At 63.8% G+C, this 16,454-nt stretch carries 13 protein-coding genes and 1 pseudogene; 9 read left to right on the top strand and 5 right to left on the bottom strand.

Features of this window, described 5'->3' with window-relative positions:
* Positions 1-76: 76 nt before the first annotated feature.
* The 6 genes and pseudogenes from PC358_RS09000 to PC358_RS08975 all read left to right on the top strand — a co-directional run bounded on the left by PC358_RS09000 (position 77) and on the right by PC358_RS08975 (position 9,895).
* Entirely contained in the window at positions 77-2,437 is a 2,361-nt protein-coding gene (locus PC358_RS09000; protein ID WP_033698989.1) for a DNA polymerase II, read from the top strand.
* Positions 2,438-2,517: 80 nt separating this feature from the next.
* A complete protein-coding gene (locus PC358_RS08995; RefSeq protein WP_033698987.1) occupies positions 2,518-7,041 on the top strand; it encodes an NEL-type E3 ubiquitin ligase domain-containing protein in 4,524 nt (1,507 codons plus the stop codon).
* Positions 7,042-7,266: 225 nt separating this feature from the next.
* Entirely contained in the window at positions 7,267-7,827 is a 561-nt protein-coding gene (locus tag PC358_RS08990) for a DUF4174 domain-containing protein (RefSeq protein WP_033698985.1), read from the top strand.
* Between the two features lie 165 nt (positions 7,828-7,992).
* Positions 7,993-8,262: pseudogene (locus PC358_RS08985) on the top strand (HvfA family oxazolone/thioamide-modified RiPP metallophore); the annotation flags it as partial.
* Positions 8,263-8,367: 105 nt separating this feature from the next.
* Positions 8,368-9,204, top strand: a complete 837-nt coding sequence (locus tag PC358_RS08980; RefSeq protein ID WP_033698983.1) for an HvfB family MNIO-type RiPP peptide maturase — start codon at positions 8,368-8,370, stop codon at positions 9,202-9,204.
* Positions 9,185-9,895 carry an HvfC family RiPP maturation protein gene (locus PC358_RS08975; RefSeq protein WP_033698980.1) on the top strand — a complete coding sequence of 237 codons (711 nt, stop codon included), beginning with the start codon at positions 9,185-9,187 and terminating at the stop codon, positions 9,893-9,895. Before PC358_RS08980 ends, PC358_RS08975 begins: the two co-directional genes overlap by 20 nt.
* A gap of 60 nt (positions 9,896-9,955) precedes the next feature.
* Here PC358_RS08975 and PC358_RS08970 read toward each other — a convergent pair whose 3' ends face one another.
* The 3 genes from PC358_RS08970 to PC358_RS08960 form a co-directional block, all read right to left on the bottom strand.
* Positions 9,956-10,450: an HvfX family Cu-binding RiPP maturation protein gene (locus PC358_RS08970; RefSeq protein ID WP_033700153.1), complete on the bottom strand. Its 495-nt coding sequence runs from the start codon at positions 10,448-10,450 to the stop codon at positions 9,956-9,958.
* Positions 10,451-10,598: 148 nt separating this feature from the next.
* Positions 10,599-11,885, bottom strand: a complete 1,287-nt coding sequence (locus PC358_RS08965; RefSeq protein ID WP_033698978.1) for a sensor histidine kinase — start codon at positions 11,883-11,885, stop codon at positions 10,599-10,601.
* Complete coding sequence (locus tag PC358_RS08960; protein WP_033698977.1) at positions 11,882-12,622, bottom strand: response regulator; 741 nt, start codon at positions 12,620-12,622, stop codon at positions 11,882-11,884. The genes PC358_RS08965 and PC358_RS08960 overlap by 4 nt, the downstream gene beginning before the upstream one ends.
* A 219-nt stretch (positions 12,623-12,841) precedes the next feature.
* Between PC358_RS08960 and PC358_RS08955 the strand changes: the two genes are divergently transcribed.
* The gene (locus tag PC358_RS08955; protein ID WP_033698976.1) at positions 12,842-13,117 is read left to right on the top strand and encodes a DUF2790 domain-containing protein; all 276 of its coding nucleotides are present in this window, start codon (positions 12,842-12,844) and stop codon (positions 13,115-13,117) included.
* Positions 13,107-13,643 (top strand): thioredoxin family protein, encoded by a 537-nt coding sequence (locus tag PC358_RS08950; protein WP_033698975.1) that lies wholly within the window; start codon positions 13,107-13,109, stop codon positions 13,641-13,643. Before PC358_RS08955 ends, PC358_RS08950 begins: the two co-directional genes overlap by 11 nt.
* A gap of 54 nt (positions 13,644-13,697) precedes the next feature.
* On the opposite strand, the gene PC358_RS08945 is transcribed toward PC358_RS08950, so the two are convergent.
* Both PC358_RS08945 and aroQ read right to left on the bottom strand, forming a co-directional pair.
* Positions 13,698-14,546 (bottom strand): shikimate dehydrogenase, encoded by an 849-nt coding sequence (locus PC358_RS08945; RefSeq protein WP_033698974.1) that lies wholly within the window; start codon positions 14,544-14,546, stop codon positions 13,698-13,700.
* A complete protein-coding gene (gene aroQ, locus PC358_RS08940) occupies positions 14,543-14,992 on the bottom strand; it encodes a type II 3-dehydroquinate dehydratase (RefSeq protein ID WP_033698972.1) in 450 nt (149 codons plus the stop codon). The genes PC358_RS08945 and aroQ overlap by 4 nt, the downstream gene beginning before the upstream one ends.
* A 224-nt stretch (positions 14,993-15,216) precedes the next feature.
* On the opposite strand from aroQ, the gene PC358_RS08935 reads away from it, so the two are divergent.
* Complete coding sequence (locus PC358_RS08935) at positions 15,217-16,452, top strand: TolC family protein (protein WP_033698970.1); 1,236 nt, start codon at positions 15,217-15,219, stop codon at positions 16,450-16,452.
* The last annotated feature ends 2 nt before the right edge of the window (positions 16,453-16,454 follow it).

Raw genomic sequence — 16,454 nt, 5'->3', positions numbered from 1 at the left:
CATGCAAAGCCACAGGCTGCCCTGCAAAGGGTAGAATCGTCACTTCAGGCACAACAGACAACCAGAGGTCGACGCGGTGGATTTGCAGCAGGGCTTTGTCCTGACCCGGCATTGGCATGACACACCCGAAGGCACGTGCGTGGAGTTCTGGCTGGCTACCGACCAGGGGCCGCGGCAATTGCGCCTGGCGCCGCAGGTGTCGGTGGCGTTCCTCCCCCAGGCGCAAGCCGAGCATGCTCGCGTGCTGCTGGCCAACGAGCCGGGCGTCGAGCTCAAACCCTTGCAACTGCGTGACTTCGATCAGCGCCCGGTGCTGGGCCTTTACTGCCGCCAGCATCGCCAGTTGATGCAGGTGGAGCAACGCCTTCGCAACGCCGGCGTTGAGGTGTACGAGGCGGACATCCGCCCACCCGAGCGCTATCTCATGGAGCGCTTCATTACCGCCCCCGTGCAGTTTACCGGCCAACCCGACGGCCACGGCGTGCTCTGCGATGCCCAGCTCAAGCCCCTGCCGGACTATCGCCCGCCACTGCGCCTGGTGTCGCTGGATATCGAAACCAGCCAGCGCGGTGAGCTCTACAGTATTGCCCTCGAAGGCTGCGGCCAGCGCCAGGTGTACATGCTTGGCCCGGCAAACGGCGACAGCAGCGCCGTGGACTTCGACCTGCATTACTGCGACGACCCTGCCGCGCTGCTCGCGTGCCTCAACCAATGGATGGCCCGGCACGATCCGGATGCGATCATCGGCTGGAACCTGGTGCAGTTCGACCTGCGCCTGTTGCACGAACACGCCAAGCAATTGCAGGTGCCTTTGGCCCTGGGGCGCAACGGCGCGCCCATGACCCTGCGCGCTCACGCCAGCGGTGGTCACGTATTCGCCGATGCCCCCGGGCGGCTGCTGATCGACGGTATCGAAGCCTTGCGTTCGGCCACCTGGAGCTTCCCTTCGTTCAGCCTGGAAAACGTGGCGCAAACGCTGCTGGGCGAGGGCAAGGCCATCAGCACGCCTTATCAGCGCATGGACGAAATCAACCGCATGTTCGCCGAGGACAAACCGTCGCTGGCACGCTACAACCTCAAGGACTGCGAACTGGTCACGCGCATCTTCGCCCATACCCGCCTACTCGAATTCCTGCTTGAGCGTGCCAGCGTCACGGGGTTGGCCGTGGACCGAAGCGGTGGCTCGGTGGCGGCGTTCTGCCATTTGTACATGCCTCAGATGCACCGCCTGGGCTTTGTCGCGCCCAACCTCGGCAGCCGCCCCGACGAGGCCAGCCCCGGTGGCTTCGTGATGGACTCACGCCCTGGTCTCTACGATTCGGTGCTGGTGCTGGACTACAAAAGCCTGTACCCCTCGATCATCCGCACCTTTCTGATCGACCCGGTCGGCCTGGCCGAAGGCCTGCGCCAGCCCGATGACCAGCACTCGGTGGCCGGCTTTCGCGGCGCTCGCTTCTCCCGTAGCCGGCACTGCCTGCCAGCCATCGTCGAGCGTGTGTGGCAGGGCAGGGAGGCGGCCAAGCGCGCGGGTAACGCGCCGCTGTCGCAGGCACTGAAAATCATCATGAATGCCTTCTACGGTGTACTGGGTTCCAGCGGCTGCCGCTTCTTTGACCCGCGCCTGGCGTCGTCGATCACCCTGCGCGGCCACCAGATCATGCGCCAGACCCGTGAATTGATCGAAGCGCGTGGTTTTGATGTGATCTACGGCGATACCGACTCCACCTTCGTCTGGCTCAAGGGCGCCCATGACGAAGACGCCGCCGCGCGCATCGGCCGTGAGTTGGTGGCAGAAGTGAACCTGTGGTGGCGCCAGCACCTGCACGATTCGATGGGGCTGGACAGCGCCCTGGAGTTGCAGTTCGAAACCCATTACCGACGCTTCCTGATGCCCACCATTCGCGGCACCGAAGAGGGCAGCAAAAAGCGTTACGCCGGCCTGGTACAGCGCGCCGACGGCAGTGAACAGATGGTGTACAAGGGCCTGGAGTCGGTGCGCACCGACTGGTCGCCGCTGGCGCGGGAGTTCCAGCAGGCGCTGTACGGGCGTATCTTCCGCGGCCAACCGTACCGCGACTACGTGCGCCAGTACGTGCAACAGACCCTGGCCGGTGAACTGGATGAGCTGATGGTCTACCGCAAGCGCTTGCGCCGCCCGCTGGCCGACTACCAGCGAAACGTACCGCCGCACGTGCGTGCGGCGCGCCTGGCCGACGCGTACAACAGCCGCCTCGGCCGTCCACGGCAGTACCAGAACGGTGGCTGGATCAGCTACCTGATCACCACTGCCGGCCCTGAACCCTTGGAGAACCTGCAGGCGCCCATCGACTACGAGCACTACCTGAGCCGCCAACTGCAGCCGGTGGCCGATGCCATCCTGCCCTTTGTCGGTGATGATTTCGCGGCGTTGACGGGCAGCCAGTTAGCGTTGTTCTAAGTGCGGGCATTAGCTATCTAACGCCTCGACCAACCTCTTCTGCCTAGGCTGGCCTCTTCACTGAACAGGAGGCTTTGAGCATGGGCACTACCGTGGGCAATGATGTTGAGTCAGGCTTGCCGCATCTGGACACGCTGCAGCGCGACAGCGAGGCGTTTCAGGATGACATCATCGGCCAGCGCTTGCCCCGCTGGCTGCGCCAGGCGCCGGTTGAGCAGCTGCCCGAGATCAGTCGCGCACTGGCCAAGAGCCTTGAGTGCCGTCAGCAAGTGGGCGCGCTGCTGGCGCGCATCGACGGGATCGATCATTTCGTCGAATCAGCGCTGCAGAACGCGCTCACCGAGCGCTATGGCGTCACGGGCAATCCACGCCGGCTGACGTTTCTCGAAGGGCGCCGTGAGCCGGTAATCAACGCTCAACCCGTTGGGGCCCACCTCACCGAGGTGGTGTACGAAGAAAAACCATTGCTCGAGGTGGTACTGCGTAACTTCACTGCCGAACAGGCCAGCACGGGCGGCCAGCCTGTCGGCAACCGGCTGCTGGTACCGCGTGCAGGCACCCACAACCTCCCCACCGCCATCGCCTTTGCCGCATTGTGCCGCGAGCTGGACCTGGGCGAGGGCTATCAGCGTCATCTGGATGCCATCCTCAAGCCCGACGAGAACCCAAAACGCATCGAGTCGCTGCTGGTCGATGCAATCCGCTATGCCATGTTGGTGGACGGGTACAAGGCCAGGCAAGAAGAGGTGCTCGATGCCAGCGACCTGAAACTGTTGGTGAGCATGTGCCTTGAGGGCAAGCTGTTGCGCCTGGCAGGTGACCTGGTGGTGGCCAGGCAACTGAGGCTGCTCGGGTGCGCCATTGAGCAGGTCGTGGTGCTCGAAGTGATCGATCAAGGGCCCCTGTTCAACACTACTCGGCGGTTGTTGATGCATGTGCCGGGTGACCCGGTGGCGGCCTGGAGTGCATTCGACAGCCTCGATGACCTTAACCGCGCGCTGGGCCATCGCCTGCGCCTCAAGACGTATCAACGGTTCTTCAGCCGTTTCGTGCTCAGGCGCGACAGCCAGGCATTTTTCGCCAGGGTAGTGCCGGCTTTTGACGACCTTCCAGACTGGGCCAGTTTTGACCTTAAACCGTATTTGCAGGCGTATCCGTCACCGCTGTTCAACAGCCTGGCGCAGGCGCGCATCCGCCAGATCAAGGAGGACGCAGCGATGATCGCGGTGCTGGTGGCTCGGCTTGATCGCGAGCTTCAGCGTGCCCATGACGAACGGCTGGCCGCAGAAGGGTGGGCGCTGCTCAACCTGGCGTCGTTCTTTGTACCGGGCTTGGGGCTGGTCATGCTCGCGGTGACCGTATGGGAGTTGCTGGGCGAGGTCTACCACGCTATCGAGGCCCTGCATGACGGTGACACCCAACAGGCACTTGATCACCTGACCCACGTCGCCACCGACCTTGCAATTGTCGCGGCCACGGCGGCGGGCGTCTCGCTGACCAAGCGGCTGTGGGCACGTTCGGCGGTGGTCGATGCGATGGTGCCTGCGCGGCTTGAAGACGGTAGCACCAAGCTCTGGCAGCAGGACCTGGCAGCGTATCGCAGCATCGCGCCGAGCAGTGCGGCGGCCCAGGACGCCTTGGGTATTCGGCGCTACGGTGGCCAGGCCTGGGTCGAAATGGACGGGCATCACTACCCTGTGGTCGAGCCGGCTGGCGATGGCCAATGGCAACTTCGCCCACGCGGTGGCAACGGGCCTGCGCTACGCCACAACGGCGCTGGCGCCTGGCGGGTATGGACCGAGCAGCCCGCGCAATGGGACGACACCTACCGCATGTTCCGCCGTCTTGGCGCACCGCTGGACAGCATGAGTGACGAGCAGATCGACCAGGTGCTGGGCTTTCATGAACTCAACGCCGATCACCTGCGGGCGCTGCATATTTACGGGCGTGCGCCGGAGCCTGGGATGCTCGACAGCGCCGAGCGCTCCAGGCTTGACTGGCGGATCCGCCAGGTGGTCAGCCATTTGCGCGCGGGTGAGCAGGTTGAGGATTTCGCCGTGCTCCAGCATGCCCGGCGCCTGCAAGGTGCCTCCGGTGCGTCAGACCAGGCGTTGGCCGAACTGGCATGGGCCCAGCGCAGGCACTTGCTGGGGCAGTTGTATGAGGCCGTGCAGCCCCGCGACACGCCCGGTTCTGTCTTGCTGCGCAAGGTGTTTCCGGGGCTGCATTCGCGTGCCGCACGAGCGCTGCTGGCGGCAGCCAACGGGGATGATCGGCGGCGGTTGATGCAAAGCGGTCGCGTGCCATTGAACCTGGCCGAAGCGGCCAGGCGCAGTGTCTCGGACATCCGCAGGGTTCGAGTGCTTGAAGCGTTGACCCTGGATACCCCACAGAACGCCGACCTGGCACGAGTGGTACTGGGGTTGCTCAAGTACCTGCCTGGCGCTGGCCAAGGTGTACGCTGGCGTCTTTTCGAAGGCCAGCGCGGTGGGCCACTGCTGTCATCGGTTGAGGAGGGCACCCACGGTTTCGATCTCTTGCACCAGCGTGGCGCCTTCCAATTGCTCGATTCGCAAGGCGTACCGCACGGTCAGGCCGGTGAGTTGTTCGAGGTGATGACTGCTGCCTATGCACCGCATCAGCGCGCGGCCATGCAGGTGAACGAGCCTTTCGCCCATAACCTGAGGGTCACGCTGGCGCGTGAGGCCATGCGACGGCACGCTGAAGTCGAAGGCCTGCTGGGTGTACCGCGCCTGGGCTTTTTCCGGCCACCGCAGCGATTGGCTGATGGCCGTTTGGGCTACCCCTTGGGCGGCAGCAACTCGGGTGGCCCTGGACGGCCCGAGCGGGCGCTGGGGGCGGCGGTGCGTGACCTGTTTCCGTCGTTCAGTGATGAGCAGGTGGCGGCATGGACCGACAATGTGCGGCGCTCGGGTCGACAGCTGGATGCGGTACTGGCCGCGCTGCGCACAGAGTACAGGGCGCTGCGCAACAGCCTGGACGCATGGGTTAGGGAGGCCGTAGGTGAAACCAGGGAGGACCGGGCCTGCTTGCGCGACACGCTGATCGATTGTTGGCAGCGCACCACCGACGCCGGGCAAGCCCACCTCAACACCGACCACAACTATCGCATGGTCTTGTACAACATGAACCCTGAAGGGCTGCCGGAAATACCGGCCCAGGTCAGCTTCGCTCATGTTTCCGATCTGTCCCTGCTGCGCTTGGAACTTCGAGACGTTCCTGCGAGTTTCCTGCTCGCCTTCTCGCGCCTGAGCATGCTGGACCTGGGCGGGAACCTCCTGACTCAATTGCCGCAGCCCTTGTTGCAGCTACCGTACTTGCGTCAGCTTACCCTGACCAACAACCGAATCGTGTTGAGCACCAGCCAGGCGGCTACCTTGGCAAGCGCCACAAACTTGGAGTACATCGACCTGTCCCACAACCCATTGGGGCGCACCTTTACCCTGAGTGGGTTGACTACGCTGCGCTGGTTGAACTTGCGCAACACTGGCCTGACGCATTTTCCCCATGGTATGGCCAGCCGTTCAAACCTGGTTCTCATGGATATGCGTGAAAACCGCATTACCCAGATCCCCCACTGGTTCTATCAGCTGCCGCCCGGGGTTCGGCGGCGCACCAGGTTGGCCGGCAATCCGCTGGAAGGCGACGAGCTGGTGCGTCTGCAGGCTTCGTTCATGGCACCTCTCGTGCCGCTGGACGAGGCCTTGCTGCGAGAACAGTTTGTCCGTAGCCGGGAGGTTTGGGGGGATGCTGTCGGTCCGCAGCACCGTGGCCTGCTGATCGCTGCATGGGAGGCGGTGGATGTAGGCGAGCCTGCAGAGCGTTTCTTTCGCGTGCTGCAGCAGTTGCTGCAGTCTGCGGATTTTCACATCAATCCCCAGGCACTCGCGCAGCGGGTACTGGCTGTGCTGCAGGCGATGTCCAAGGAGCCAGCTCTGCGTCAGGCATTGTTGGACATCGCCAACGACGAGTGGGGTTGTCAGGATGGCGCTACCTGGTGCCTCAGCAACCTTGAGTTGAATGTGCTGGTGTGGCAAGCCCGTGCGGATGCGCAAGGTAATACGGAGCATGCCTTGCTGGCGTTGGGTCGGCGTTTGTGGCGTCTGGATGAAGTCGACCGCCTTGCCGTGCGCGACATTCTTGATCGCGGTGGCAACCCGGATGAAAGCGAGGTGGGGCTCGCCTATCGCCTTGGATTGCGTGATCGTCTGGGCTTGCCCATTCAAGTGGGAGACATGAGTTTTCGGCCACTGGCAGGGGTGACTGAGGCGCACCTTGCACGGGTCGAAGCGCAAGTGCTTGAGGCCGAGACGCAAGAGCAGGTCGCCCGTTCGCTGGTGGACCGAACCTTCTGGCAGGCGCACCTGGAACGCACTCACCCGGAACGTTTCGCGCAAGTCGACAGGCCGTTCCGGCGCCGGCTCGACAGCGTACTCGATGATGAGGCGCTGACCGACGGGACCAGACAGGCACAGTCCGATGCCATACTTGGCGAACAGCGCGCAGCACGGCGGGGGCTGATGCTCGACATGACGCTGGCGGCACTCGAAGCCGGGCCCACGGATGCGGGTATCGATGTGTAATGGCCCCGACTGGCAGGGCACAGCCGTGTCTGCAGCGGCTTTGGACTATGCTCAGTGACAGGGCGGCGTGTTCGGTAAAGGCCGTCATCCTGTTCTGACGCATGGCTGGAAATTGCCCGTTACTTTTCCCTGACACACCGGGTGTTTGAAGTGGTTTAGGCTCCAGGTCGGATTTTTCTCCGTGATCTGCAGTCATTGGTTTATCGAGATATTAAGGAGATGTGTATGCTCGTTCGGTCACTGACCCTCGCCACCTTGCTCGCCGTCACCAGCCCACTGTTCGCCGCAGACAGCGACGCGCCTTTGGCCAAGGAGTTGGGCAAGGCACGGCCTTTGGTGATCATCGCCCCCAGTACAGCCGACCCGACACTGCGCGGGTTGAATAAAGCACTGGAAGACCCTGCCATTCAGGCGGCCTTCAAGGAGCGCAGCCTGGTGCTGTACAGCGTGGCCAAAATGGTGGGCAAGCGCGAGGACAAGAACCTCGAGCAGCAGACCACCATGGCCCTGATCCGCGAGCTCAAGCTCGGCGCGAGCGCGGGTACCAAGGTGATCCTGGTGGGCAAGGACGGTGAACGGCACATGCTCAAGGATGACGCGACCGGCGAGCCGATCGACCCGCAGGCCATCCTCAAGGCGGTCGATGAACTGCCGGCGAGCGAGAAGGCCGTGACGGCGCCGGAGCCTGTCGCGGCAGCGCCTGAAGCCAAGGGCAAGGACAGCAAACCGGCCAAACCGGTCAAGCCGGCCAAGCCAGCTGCACCGCCCAAACCGCTGGAGGACTGATCGCCTTCGCCCGCTCCCTGGCCGCAGGGGCGGGCGCTCTGTATCGCACTGTATCCTGCACGGCTGCAGACCCATTTCTGTACAAAATTCGGACATCGGCGATACATCCCCGACACACCCACGCGGCCTAATGGCTCCACACCCCAACCACACTGGAGCAACACCATGACTCATGCACGGAACACCCTCGGCCTGCTCGGCGCCGCACTGCTCGGCAGCATGGCCTTTGGCAGCAGCGCGTTCGCTCTCGAGCCCCTGTCCCAGGGTTATCAACTGGCTTCGGCTAAGGTTGCCGGCGAGGGCAAATGTGGCGAAGGCAAGTGCGGGGGCAGCAACAAGGCCAGCCAAGGTGAAGGCAAATGCGGTGGCGACAAGAAGGCCAGCGAGGGCGAAGGTAAATGCGGTGAAGGTAAATGTGGCGCCGCTGGCAAGGCGGGTGATGCCAAGGTGACCGGTAAGTCCTGACTTCAATCTTTGAAATGCCACAACGCCCCGCCTGCTGGTCAGGTGGGGCGTTGTGCATGTTGCGGAGACTTATCGATGACTACCTCTCGCTTGTTTACAGGCCTTGGCCTGCGCCGTGGCCTGATGCCCGAGTTGTTGACCCTTGAAGAGGGCGCAGTGGACTTTCTCGAATGTGCGCCGGAAAACTGGATCGCTGTCGGCGGTGCCTATGGCCGAGGCTTGGCGCAACTGACCGAACGCTTTGCCCTGGCCTGCCATGGCCTGTCCCTGTCCCTTGGCGGCAGCCTGCCGCTTGATCGAAGCTTTCTGGACCAGACCCGTGACTTCCTCGATCGCTACCAGGTACGCCTGTACAGCGAACACTTGAGTTACTGCAGCGATGACGGCCACCTTTATGACCTGTTGCCGATGCCTTTCACCGAAGAGGCGGTACATCACGTTGCCGCCAGGATCCGACAGGCCCAGGACCACCTGCAGCGGCGCATCGCCGTGGAAAACATCAGCTACTACGCAGCGCCTTACCAGGCGATGAGCGAGTTGGATTTCATCCGTGCGGTGCTCGACGAGGCTGATTGCGACCTGCTGCTGGACGTCAACAACGTGTTCGTCAACGCGTGCAACCATGCTTACGATGCGCAGGCGTTCCTTCAGGGGTTGCCACAGGCGAGGGTCATCGGCATGCATGTGGCGGGTCACTACGATGAGGCCCCCGACCTCAAGGTCGATACCCACGGAGCACCGGTAAAAGAAGATGTGTGGTCGTTGTTCGCGATGGCCTGCAAGTGTTTCGGTGCCAAGCCGACGGTGCTTGAGCGTGACTTCAATTACCCGCCATTGGTCGAACTGCTCGACGAGCTCGCCCGCATGCGTGCTGTGCAGCAGGAGGTGGCGCATGCGCGAAGTGTTGCGTGAACAGCAGTACACACTGGCGCGGCATTTGCGCGATCCGGCCCGGCATGCCCCACCGCCTGGCATCGAAGCGCGCCGCTTGAAGGTTTACCGTGAACTGTTCTATGACACCATCGAGGGTCTGTTGGCCGGCAGCTTCCCGGTGATGCGGCAAACCCTGGGCGAGCCGCACTGGCATGCCCGGGTGCGTGATTTTTATGCCAACTACCGCAGCCAGACACCTTTGTTCACCGAAATCGCCGAGACGTTCATCGACTACCTCCAGGGTGTCGAGCTCGATGCTCCGTGGCAGCTGGAGCTCGCCCACTACGAGTGGGTCGAAGCCCAGCTGTACCTGAGCGATGCCCAGGACCCGGCGCATGATCCGCAGGGGGACCTGCTGCAGGGCGAGCCGCTGCTGTCGTGCATGGCCAGGGTGTTGGCTTACCGTTGGCCTGTCGAGCATATCGGCCCTGGCTATCAGCCGCAGGCGGCGCCTGAGGCGCCCACGTTGCTGCTGGTCTACCGAGATGTCGGGTTGCAGGTGCGCTTCGCCCGTCTGGCGCCCATGGCCTATCGCTTGCTGGCCGAGGTGGGGGGCACGGGGCGGGAGCGCCTGCAAGCACTGGCAGCGGACCAGGGGCAGGGCTTGGCACTGCTGGAAAGCTTGCGCGCGCAAGGGGTTGTTATCGGTACGGTTGTCGGGGCAGGCTGAGGCAGGCAGGGGATAGGGTTGGGGTTACCAACCTATCCTGAATAATCATTTCATTGCTATTCAGCCTCTGGCCGCGAGCCGTGCCCGGAGCCAATGGTCAAGGCTCAGACGGCCGGCGCCCTGGAGCAGCAGTGGCAGCAATGCCACCAAGTAGATCACTGGCAACTTGAAGTTGCCAAAGCCCTGGTCGGTGATCGCATACCCCTGTGCCAGCTCCCCAAGGCCCGACCACTGTGCCGGCCAGTGCACCGCCGCGATGGCCACCACAGTAACGACCATGAGCCCGGCCGAGGCCAGCCGCGTACCCAGGCCAAGCAGCAGAAGCACAGGCAGCACTAATTCGGCCCACATCGAGAGTTGCCAGTTCAGTTCTGCCGGCAGTGCGCTGAAGGGAAACGGCAAGTTCGACTGCAGGTGACCGAACCAGTTGTAGCCGGTGAATTTCTCCCAGCCAGACTCGAAGAACTCCCAGGCCAGAAACAGCCGCAGGGGCAGGTCGGCGCTCCAGCTGCCGATACGGTCGATACGGGTGAACGCGTGGGTGATTGCCGTCATGCTTAGCGGTTTCATCGCTGTAACTCCTGGTGTGCCATTGTGTGGCCAGGAGTGTGTAGCGGTGGCGTATCGGCAGTGTGTCGGTGGATGCGTCAGTGTGTATCGGACTGTAGCTATCGGTTGTGTAAGCCACGAGTAGGGCCCGAACTCACCGCAGCTCGATTTCTGCACACAGTCCGCCGCCTTGGCGATTGCTCAGGGTCAAGCGCCCGCCCATGGCCTGGGTCAATTGCTGAGCAATCGCCAACCCCAGCCCTGTGCCCCCGGTACTGCGGTTGCGCGAGCTTTCTACCCGGTAAAAGGGCTTGAGCACCTCATTGAGCTCATCGTCCGGGATACCGGGGCCGTCATCGAGTACCCGAATTCGGGTGCAGCCCTGTTCACGGCTGATCTCCAGTTGTGCTTTGCCAGCGAACTTGAGGGCATTGTCCACCAGGTTGACCAGCACCCTGCGCAGTGCATGCGGGCGGGTTTCCAACAGGCCATCGGCGTTGCCGTGGCGTTCGACCTGGGCGCCGCTGTCCTGGTAATCGAACACCAGGCTGTCGAGGAACGCGCCGAGGTTGATCCGGCACGGGGCCTCGGTGTTGATGTCCATGCTGCGGGCATACGCCACACCTTCGCGTACCAGGTGCTCCATGGCACTCAGGTCATGCCACAGCTTGTCTTTCTCGACCCCCTCGTCCATCACTTCGACGCGCAGCTTCATGCGGGTGATGGGGGTTTGCAGGTCGTGGGAAATCGCTGCCAGCAGCTGCATGCGCTCCTTGAGGTAGGCCGCGATGCGCGCTTGCAAGGCATTGAAGGCGACGGCGGCGTACTTCACTTCGCGTGGGCCGCTTTCGTCCAGTTGTACACCGGGCTTGTCCGGGTCGAGGTTGTCCACCGCCTGCGACAGGCGGGTGAGCGGGCCGATGGCCAGGCGCACTGCCAGCCAGGTGCACAGCAACAGCAAGGCCAGCTGGATCAGCAGCACCACAGGCAGCCAGCGGGCCACCGGTACGCTTGCCGGGGTGACGTCGAGGGTCAGGGGTGCGCCGTCGGCCAGGGTCAAGTGCACCTGAAAGTGCGCATTCGGGCCAGGGATCTCCTGGAACGTAAGGCGATAGTCGTCGCCGATGGCCTTGACGATCGACTCGGCGGCCATGGGCGGGTCGCTGGTCGGCATCGCCTGGCCTTGCAGGCCCTGGTCAAGGTGGTAGCGGTAGGTGCGCCGTTCCAGGCGTGGCAGCCAGGCAGCGCGTTCGGCTGCGGGCAGGCGGTCGAGGATGGCCACCGACGTGGCGACGTCCTGCTCCAGGTTGCTGAGCATCATCGAACGGCTGCTGATGTAGCGTTCATAGGCTTGCAGGCCGAACGAAAGCCCATAGGCCAGCACCAGGCCCGTGAAGAAGATCAGCGCCAGGCGCGAGGCCAGGGTACGTGGCCATTTCATGAGGGCGACTCGAGCAGTTGCACCGGCAGTGAGAACACATAGCCCTCGCTGCGCACGGTCTTGATGCAGGCAGGTTCGCGGGCGTCGTCCCCCAGGCGCTGGCGCAGGCGGCTGACCAGCAGGTCTATGGAGCGGTCGAAGATGTCCGCCTCGCGGCCCTGGGTCAGGTTGAGCAGTTGTTCGCGGCTGAGTACCCGCTGCGGGTGGTCGAGGAATACCCGCAACAGCCGATACTCGGCGCCGCTCAGGGCCACCAGGGTATCTTCGCTGTCGAGCAGGTGGCGTGCGGTGGTGTCCAGGCGCCACGGGCCGAAGGCAAGCAGGCGGCTGCTTTCACTGATGGTCAGGTTGGGCGGCAGCATGCGCGTGCGGCGCAGCACGGCATTGATGCGGGCCAGCAGTTCGCGTGCGGAGAACGGTTTGGTCAGGTAGTCGTCGGCGCCCATCTCCAGGCCGATGATGCGGTCGGTTTCATCGTTGCGCGCAGTCAGCATCAGCACCGGCGTGTTGCGGTGCTTGCTGGCGCGCAGTTCACGGCACAGCAACAAGCCATCGTCGCCGGGCATCATGATGTCGAGGACGATCAGGTCTACGCTGTTGGCTTCGAGAAAGGCGCGCATCTGCCGGCCATCGGCGACGATGCTGGTGCGCAGGCCGTTCTTCTTCAGGTAGTTGCCGACCAGTTCGCGGATCTCGCGGTCGTCGTCGACGATCAGGATGTGATCGACGTGTTCCATGCGCAGCGTACCTGTGTGGAAGGGTGTGGGCGCAGTGTACCGAGCGTTATCGGGCTTGCCTGCGGGGCTTTGTATTGCAGTGTATCTGCTGCGGGTACAGATACAGGAGGAAGCAGATCACAGGCTCAGGTGACACATACGGGATACCTGGCGGACGTGTAATGGCTCTCGACCGGGGAGCAATCCTCCCCACCCCCAGCGTTCCACAGGAGAGTTGCCATGAACCTCAAATCCATTGCCAGCGCCAGCCTGCTTGCCGTGCTCAGCTTCGGCGCCTTGACCGCCCAGGCCGCCATGGCGCCGATGAACGATGCCAGTGTCATGCAGTACCGTTACGGTGATCACCTGGATGTGAAGAAAGTCTTGTCGGTGCAGGATGATCAAAGCAACACCTGCGGCCTGGTCAACACCCGCATGGACTATCTCGACTCCAAAGGGCAGCAGCAGAGCGTGGAATACCGCTCCTACGCCACCGGCGGCTGCCATGAGAATTGATCGGCGCCTGGCGCTGAAGGTGGGCGGCCTGGCGCTGGCGCTGACAAGCCTGGGCCTGGCCGGTTACCTGAATGCAGGCGACAGTTACGGCGCCATGCCTTCGCTGGTGGGCGCCAGCCAGTGGCTGAACTCCCCGCCACTGGATGCGCCGGCACTCAAAGGCAAGGTGGTGCTGGTGGACTTCTGGACCTGGGACTGCATCAACTGCCAGCGCAGCCTGCCGCATGTGAATGACTGGGCACGGCGCTACGCCGACCAGGGCCTGGTCGTGGTGGGCGTGCATACGCCTGAATACGATTACGAGCATGATGTTGCAACCTTGCGCGACAAGGTGGCCATGCTGGGGATCGCTTACCCCGTGGCAGTGGACAACGACCATCAGGTGTGGAATGCATGGGGCAACCAGTTCTGGCCGGCGCATTATTTTGTCGACCGCAAAGGGCAGGTACGCCATGTGCATTTTGGCGAGGGGGACTATGGCGCGCAGGAACAGGTGATACAGGCATTGCTGGATGAAAAGGCTTGATCGGCCTGTGCCGGCACTTTCGCGGGGCAAACCCGCGAAAGTGCCGATGCCGGTTCAGCTAAAACTGGCAAAGTGGGCCTGCATCCGCCCCGCATCGGCCTCGCGCCCGCTGAACAGTTCGAACGCCTTGACCGCCTGGAACACCGCCATGTTGCTGCCGTCCAGCGTACGGCAGCCCAGCGCTCGCGCTGCCCGCAACAGTTCGGTTTCCAGCGGGAAGTAGATGATCTCCGCCACCCATAAACGTGCGTGCAGCAGCGCCACCGGCAACGGCGTCCCCGGCAGCTTGGCCATGCCCACTGGCGTGGTATTGACCAACCCGTCTGCCTCGGCCACTGCCGCGCTCAAGTCTGTACCGACCACTGCTCGGCCTTCGCCGAAGTGCGCGTTGAGGTTGTCGACCAGTGCTTGCGCCCGCGCAGTGTCCACCTCGAACAGCACCAGCTGTTCCACGCCGCCACCCAACAGGGCATGGGCCACCGCTGAACCGGCGCCACCAGCTCCCATCTGCACCACCTGCCGGCGTGCCACATCTGGCAAGCCGCGGCGCATGCCTTCGGCAAAACCCAGGCAGTCGGTATTGTGGCCAACCCGCTTGCCGTCCTTGAGCACCACGGTGTTCACCGCGCCGATCCCGCGCGCTTCATCCGACAGGTCGTCGAGCAGCGGCAGAATCGCCTGCTTGAACGGGTAGGTGATGTTGAGCCCGGTGAACCCGGTGTGCTGTGCGGCATCGAGCAGGCCGGGCAGGGCGCTGTCGTCCAACTGCAACTGATCGGCATCGATCAGGCGATAGAGGTAGCGCAGCGCCTGAGCGTCGCCTTCGTGCTCGTGCAGCGCCGGGGTGCGTGACAGCTGGATGCCACGGCCGATCAGGCCGGCGAGGATGGCTTGTTTGCTCATGCTGCCTGCTCCCGCAGCATGTCTGCGAAATGGCTCAGGGCCAGGCGGTAGCCATGGCTGCCTAGGCCGCAGATCACGCCAACGGCAATCGACGAGACGAACGACAGGTGGCGGAAGGGTTCGCGTTTGTGCACGTTCGACAGGTGCACCTCGATGACCGGCAGTTCACTGGCAACCAGGGCGTCGCGGATGGCCACCGAGGTGTGGGTCCAGGCGCCGGGGTTGATCAGGATACCGGCGCAGCGGCCACGGGCCGCGTGGATCCAGTCGATCAGTTCGCCCTCGTGGTTGGTCTGGCGAAATTCGATATCCAGGCCCAGGTTGTGGGCGCTGTCGGCGCAGCCCTGGGCGAGGTCGGCGAGGGTTTCGCGACCATACTGGGTAGGCTCGCGGGTGCCCAGCATGTTCAGGTTAGGGCCGTTCAGCACAAGAATAAGGGGCTTCATGACAGGCATCGCTTTGTTGTTTTTGGTTGCGCTTATATTTGTACCATCTGGTTAGTTTCGTCAATTGCATGGAGCCGCTGCGGCCGGATAGTGGGCGATAACCGGACGTTTTGCGCCATGGCCGGCATTCTTTGGATGACAGAATTGTAATGTTGCCGCCACCACCCCGATAAGCACGCCACCCTACAGTCCCTCGCCAACGCTCGCCGACGAGGACCTGTTTCGTGCCCCGCACCCATGCCATCCCCCGCAAGATCGCCTTGCTCAGCCTGCTATTGGCGGCCATCGGCAGTGCCCAGGCCAGTGCCGGCCTGAGCCTGCCTGAAGCGCTGGCCGCCGCTTTTGCGCAAAACCCGGAACTCGCCGCCGCCGGCCGTGAAGTGGGTGTCGCCGAGGGCGAGCGGCGCCAGGCGGGTTTGCTGCCCAACCCGGAGCTGTCCTGGGAGGCCGAGGACACTCGCCGCGATACCCGCACTACGACCATCACCCTGAGCCAGCCATTTGAACTGGGTGGCAAGCGCGGGGCGCGCGTCGCCGTGGCCACCACCGGGCAGGCCATCGCCCAGCTTGAGCTGGAGCGACAGCGCAATGGCTTGCGCGCCGATGTGGTACAGGCCTTTCACACGGCGCTGCGTGCGCAAACGGCGCTGGAACTCGCGCAGCAGTCGCAGGCGCTGACCGAGCGTGGGCTGCGGGTGGTGCAAGGGCGTGTTACGGCCGGCCAGGCTTCGCCGGTGGAGGCTACGCGCGCCCAGGTTCAACTGGCCCAGGCACAGTCTGAGGTAGGCCGCGCCGCTTCGCAGCGCAGCGTGGCCTACCAGGCCTTGGCGCGGCTGACAGGTAGCCCGCTTGCGACCTTCGACCACCTGCAGGCCGCCAAGCTGTCGCCGGGTGCCGCGCCCACGGCCGAGGCCCTGCTCGACAAGGTCGAGCAAACCGCCGAGTGGCGCCTGGCAGCGGCGCAGGTCGAACGCGGCGAAGCGTCGCTGGGTTCGGAAAAAGCCCAACGCATCCCCGACCTCACCGTCAGCCTTGGCAGCCAGTACAGCCGCGAGGACAGGGAGCGGGTCAATGTGGTCGGGCTGTCCATGCCCCTGCCGTTGTTCGACCGCAACCAGGGCAACGTGCTGGTGGCCGCGCGCCGGGCCGACCAGGCACGTGACCTGCGCAATGCTGTCGAGCTGCGCTTGCGCAGTGAAACCCGCAGCGCCCTCAGCCAGTGGGCCACGGCCATGCAGGAGGTGCAGGCCTACGACCGCACCATCCTGCCCTCGGCGCAGCAGGCAGTGGACACCGCCACCCGCGGCTTCGAGATGGGCAAGTTCGCCTTCCTCGATGTGCTCGATGCCCAGCGCACGTTGATCGAGGCGCGCGGGCTCTATCTGGCTGCATTGGCCGCGGCGACCGATGCGCGGGCCCAGCTCGAGCGGGTCTATGGCGACCTCGAAGGCAGTTTGTGATT

Origin of the sequence: Pseudomonas capeferrum, from assembly GCF_000731675.1 — a bacterium.
Lineage (GTDB): Bacteria > Pseudomonadota > Gammaproteobacteria > Pseudomonadales > Pseudomonadaceae > Aquipseudomonas > Aquipseudomonas capeferrum.
The sequence above is the reverse complement of the archived record's forward strand: the minus strand, read 5'-3'. Positions and strand labels throughout refer to the sequence as shown.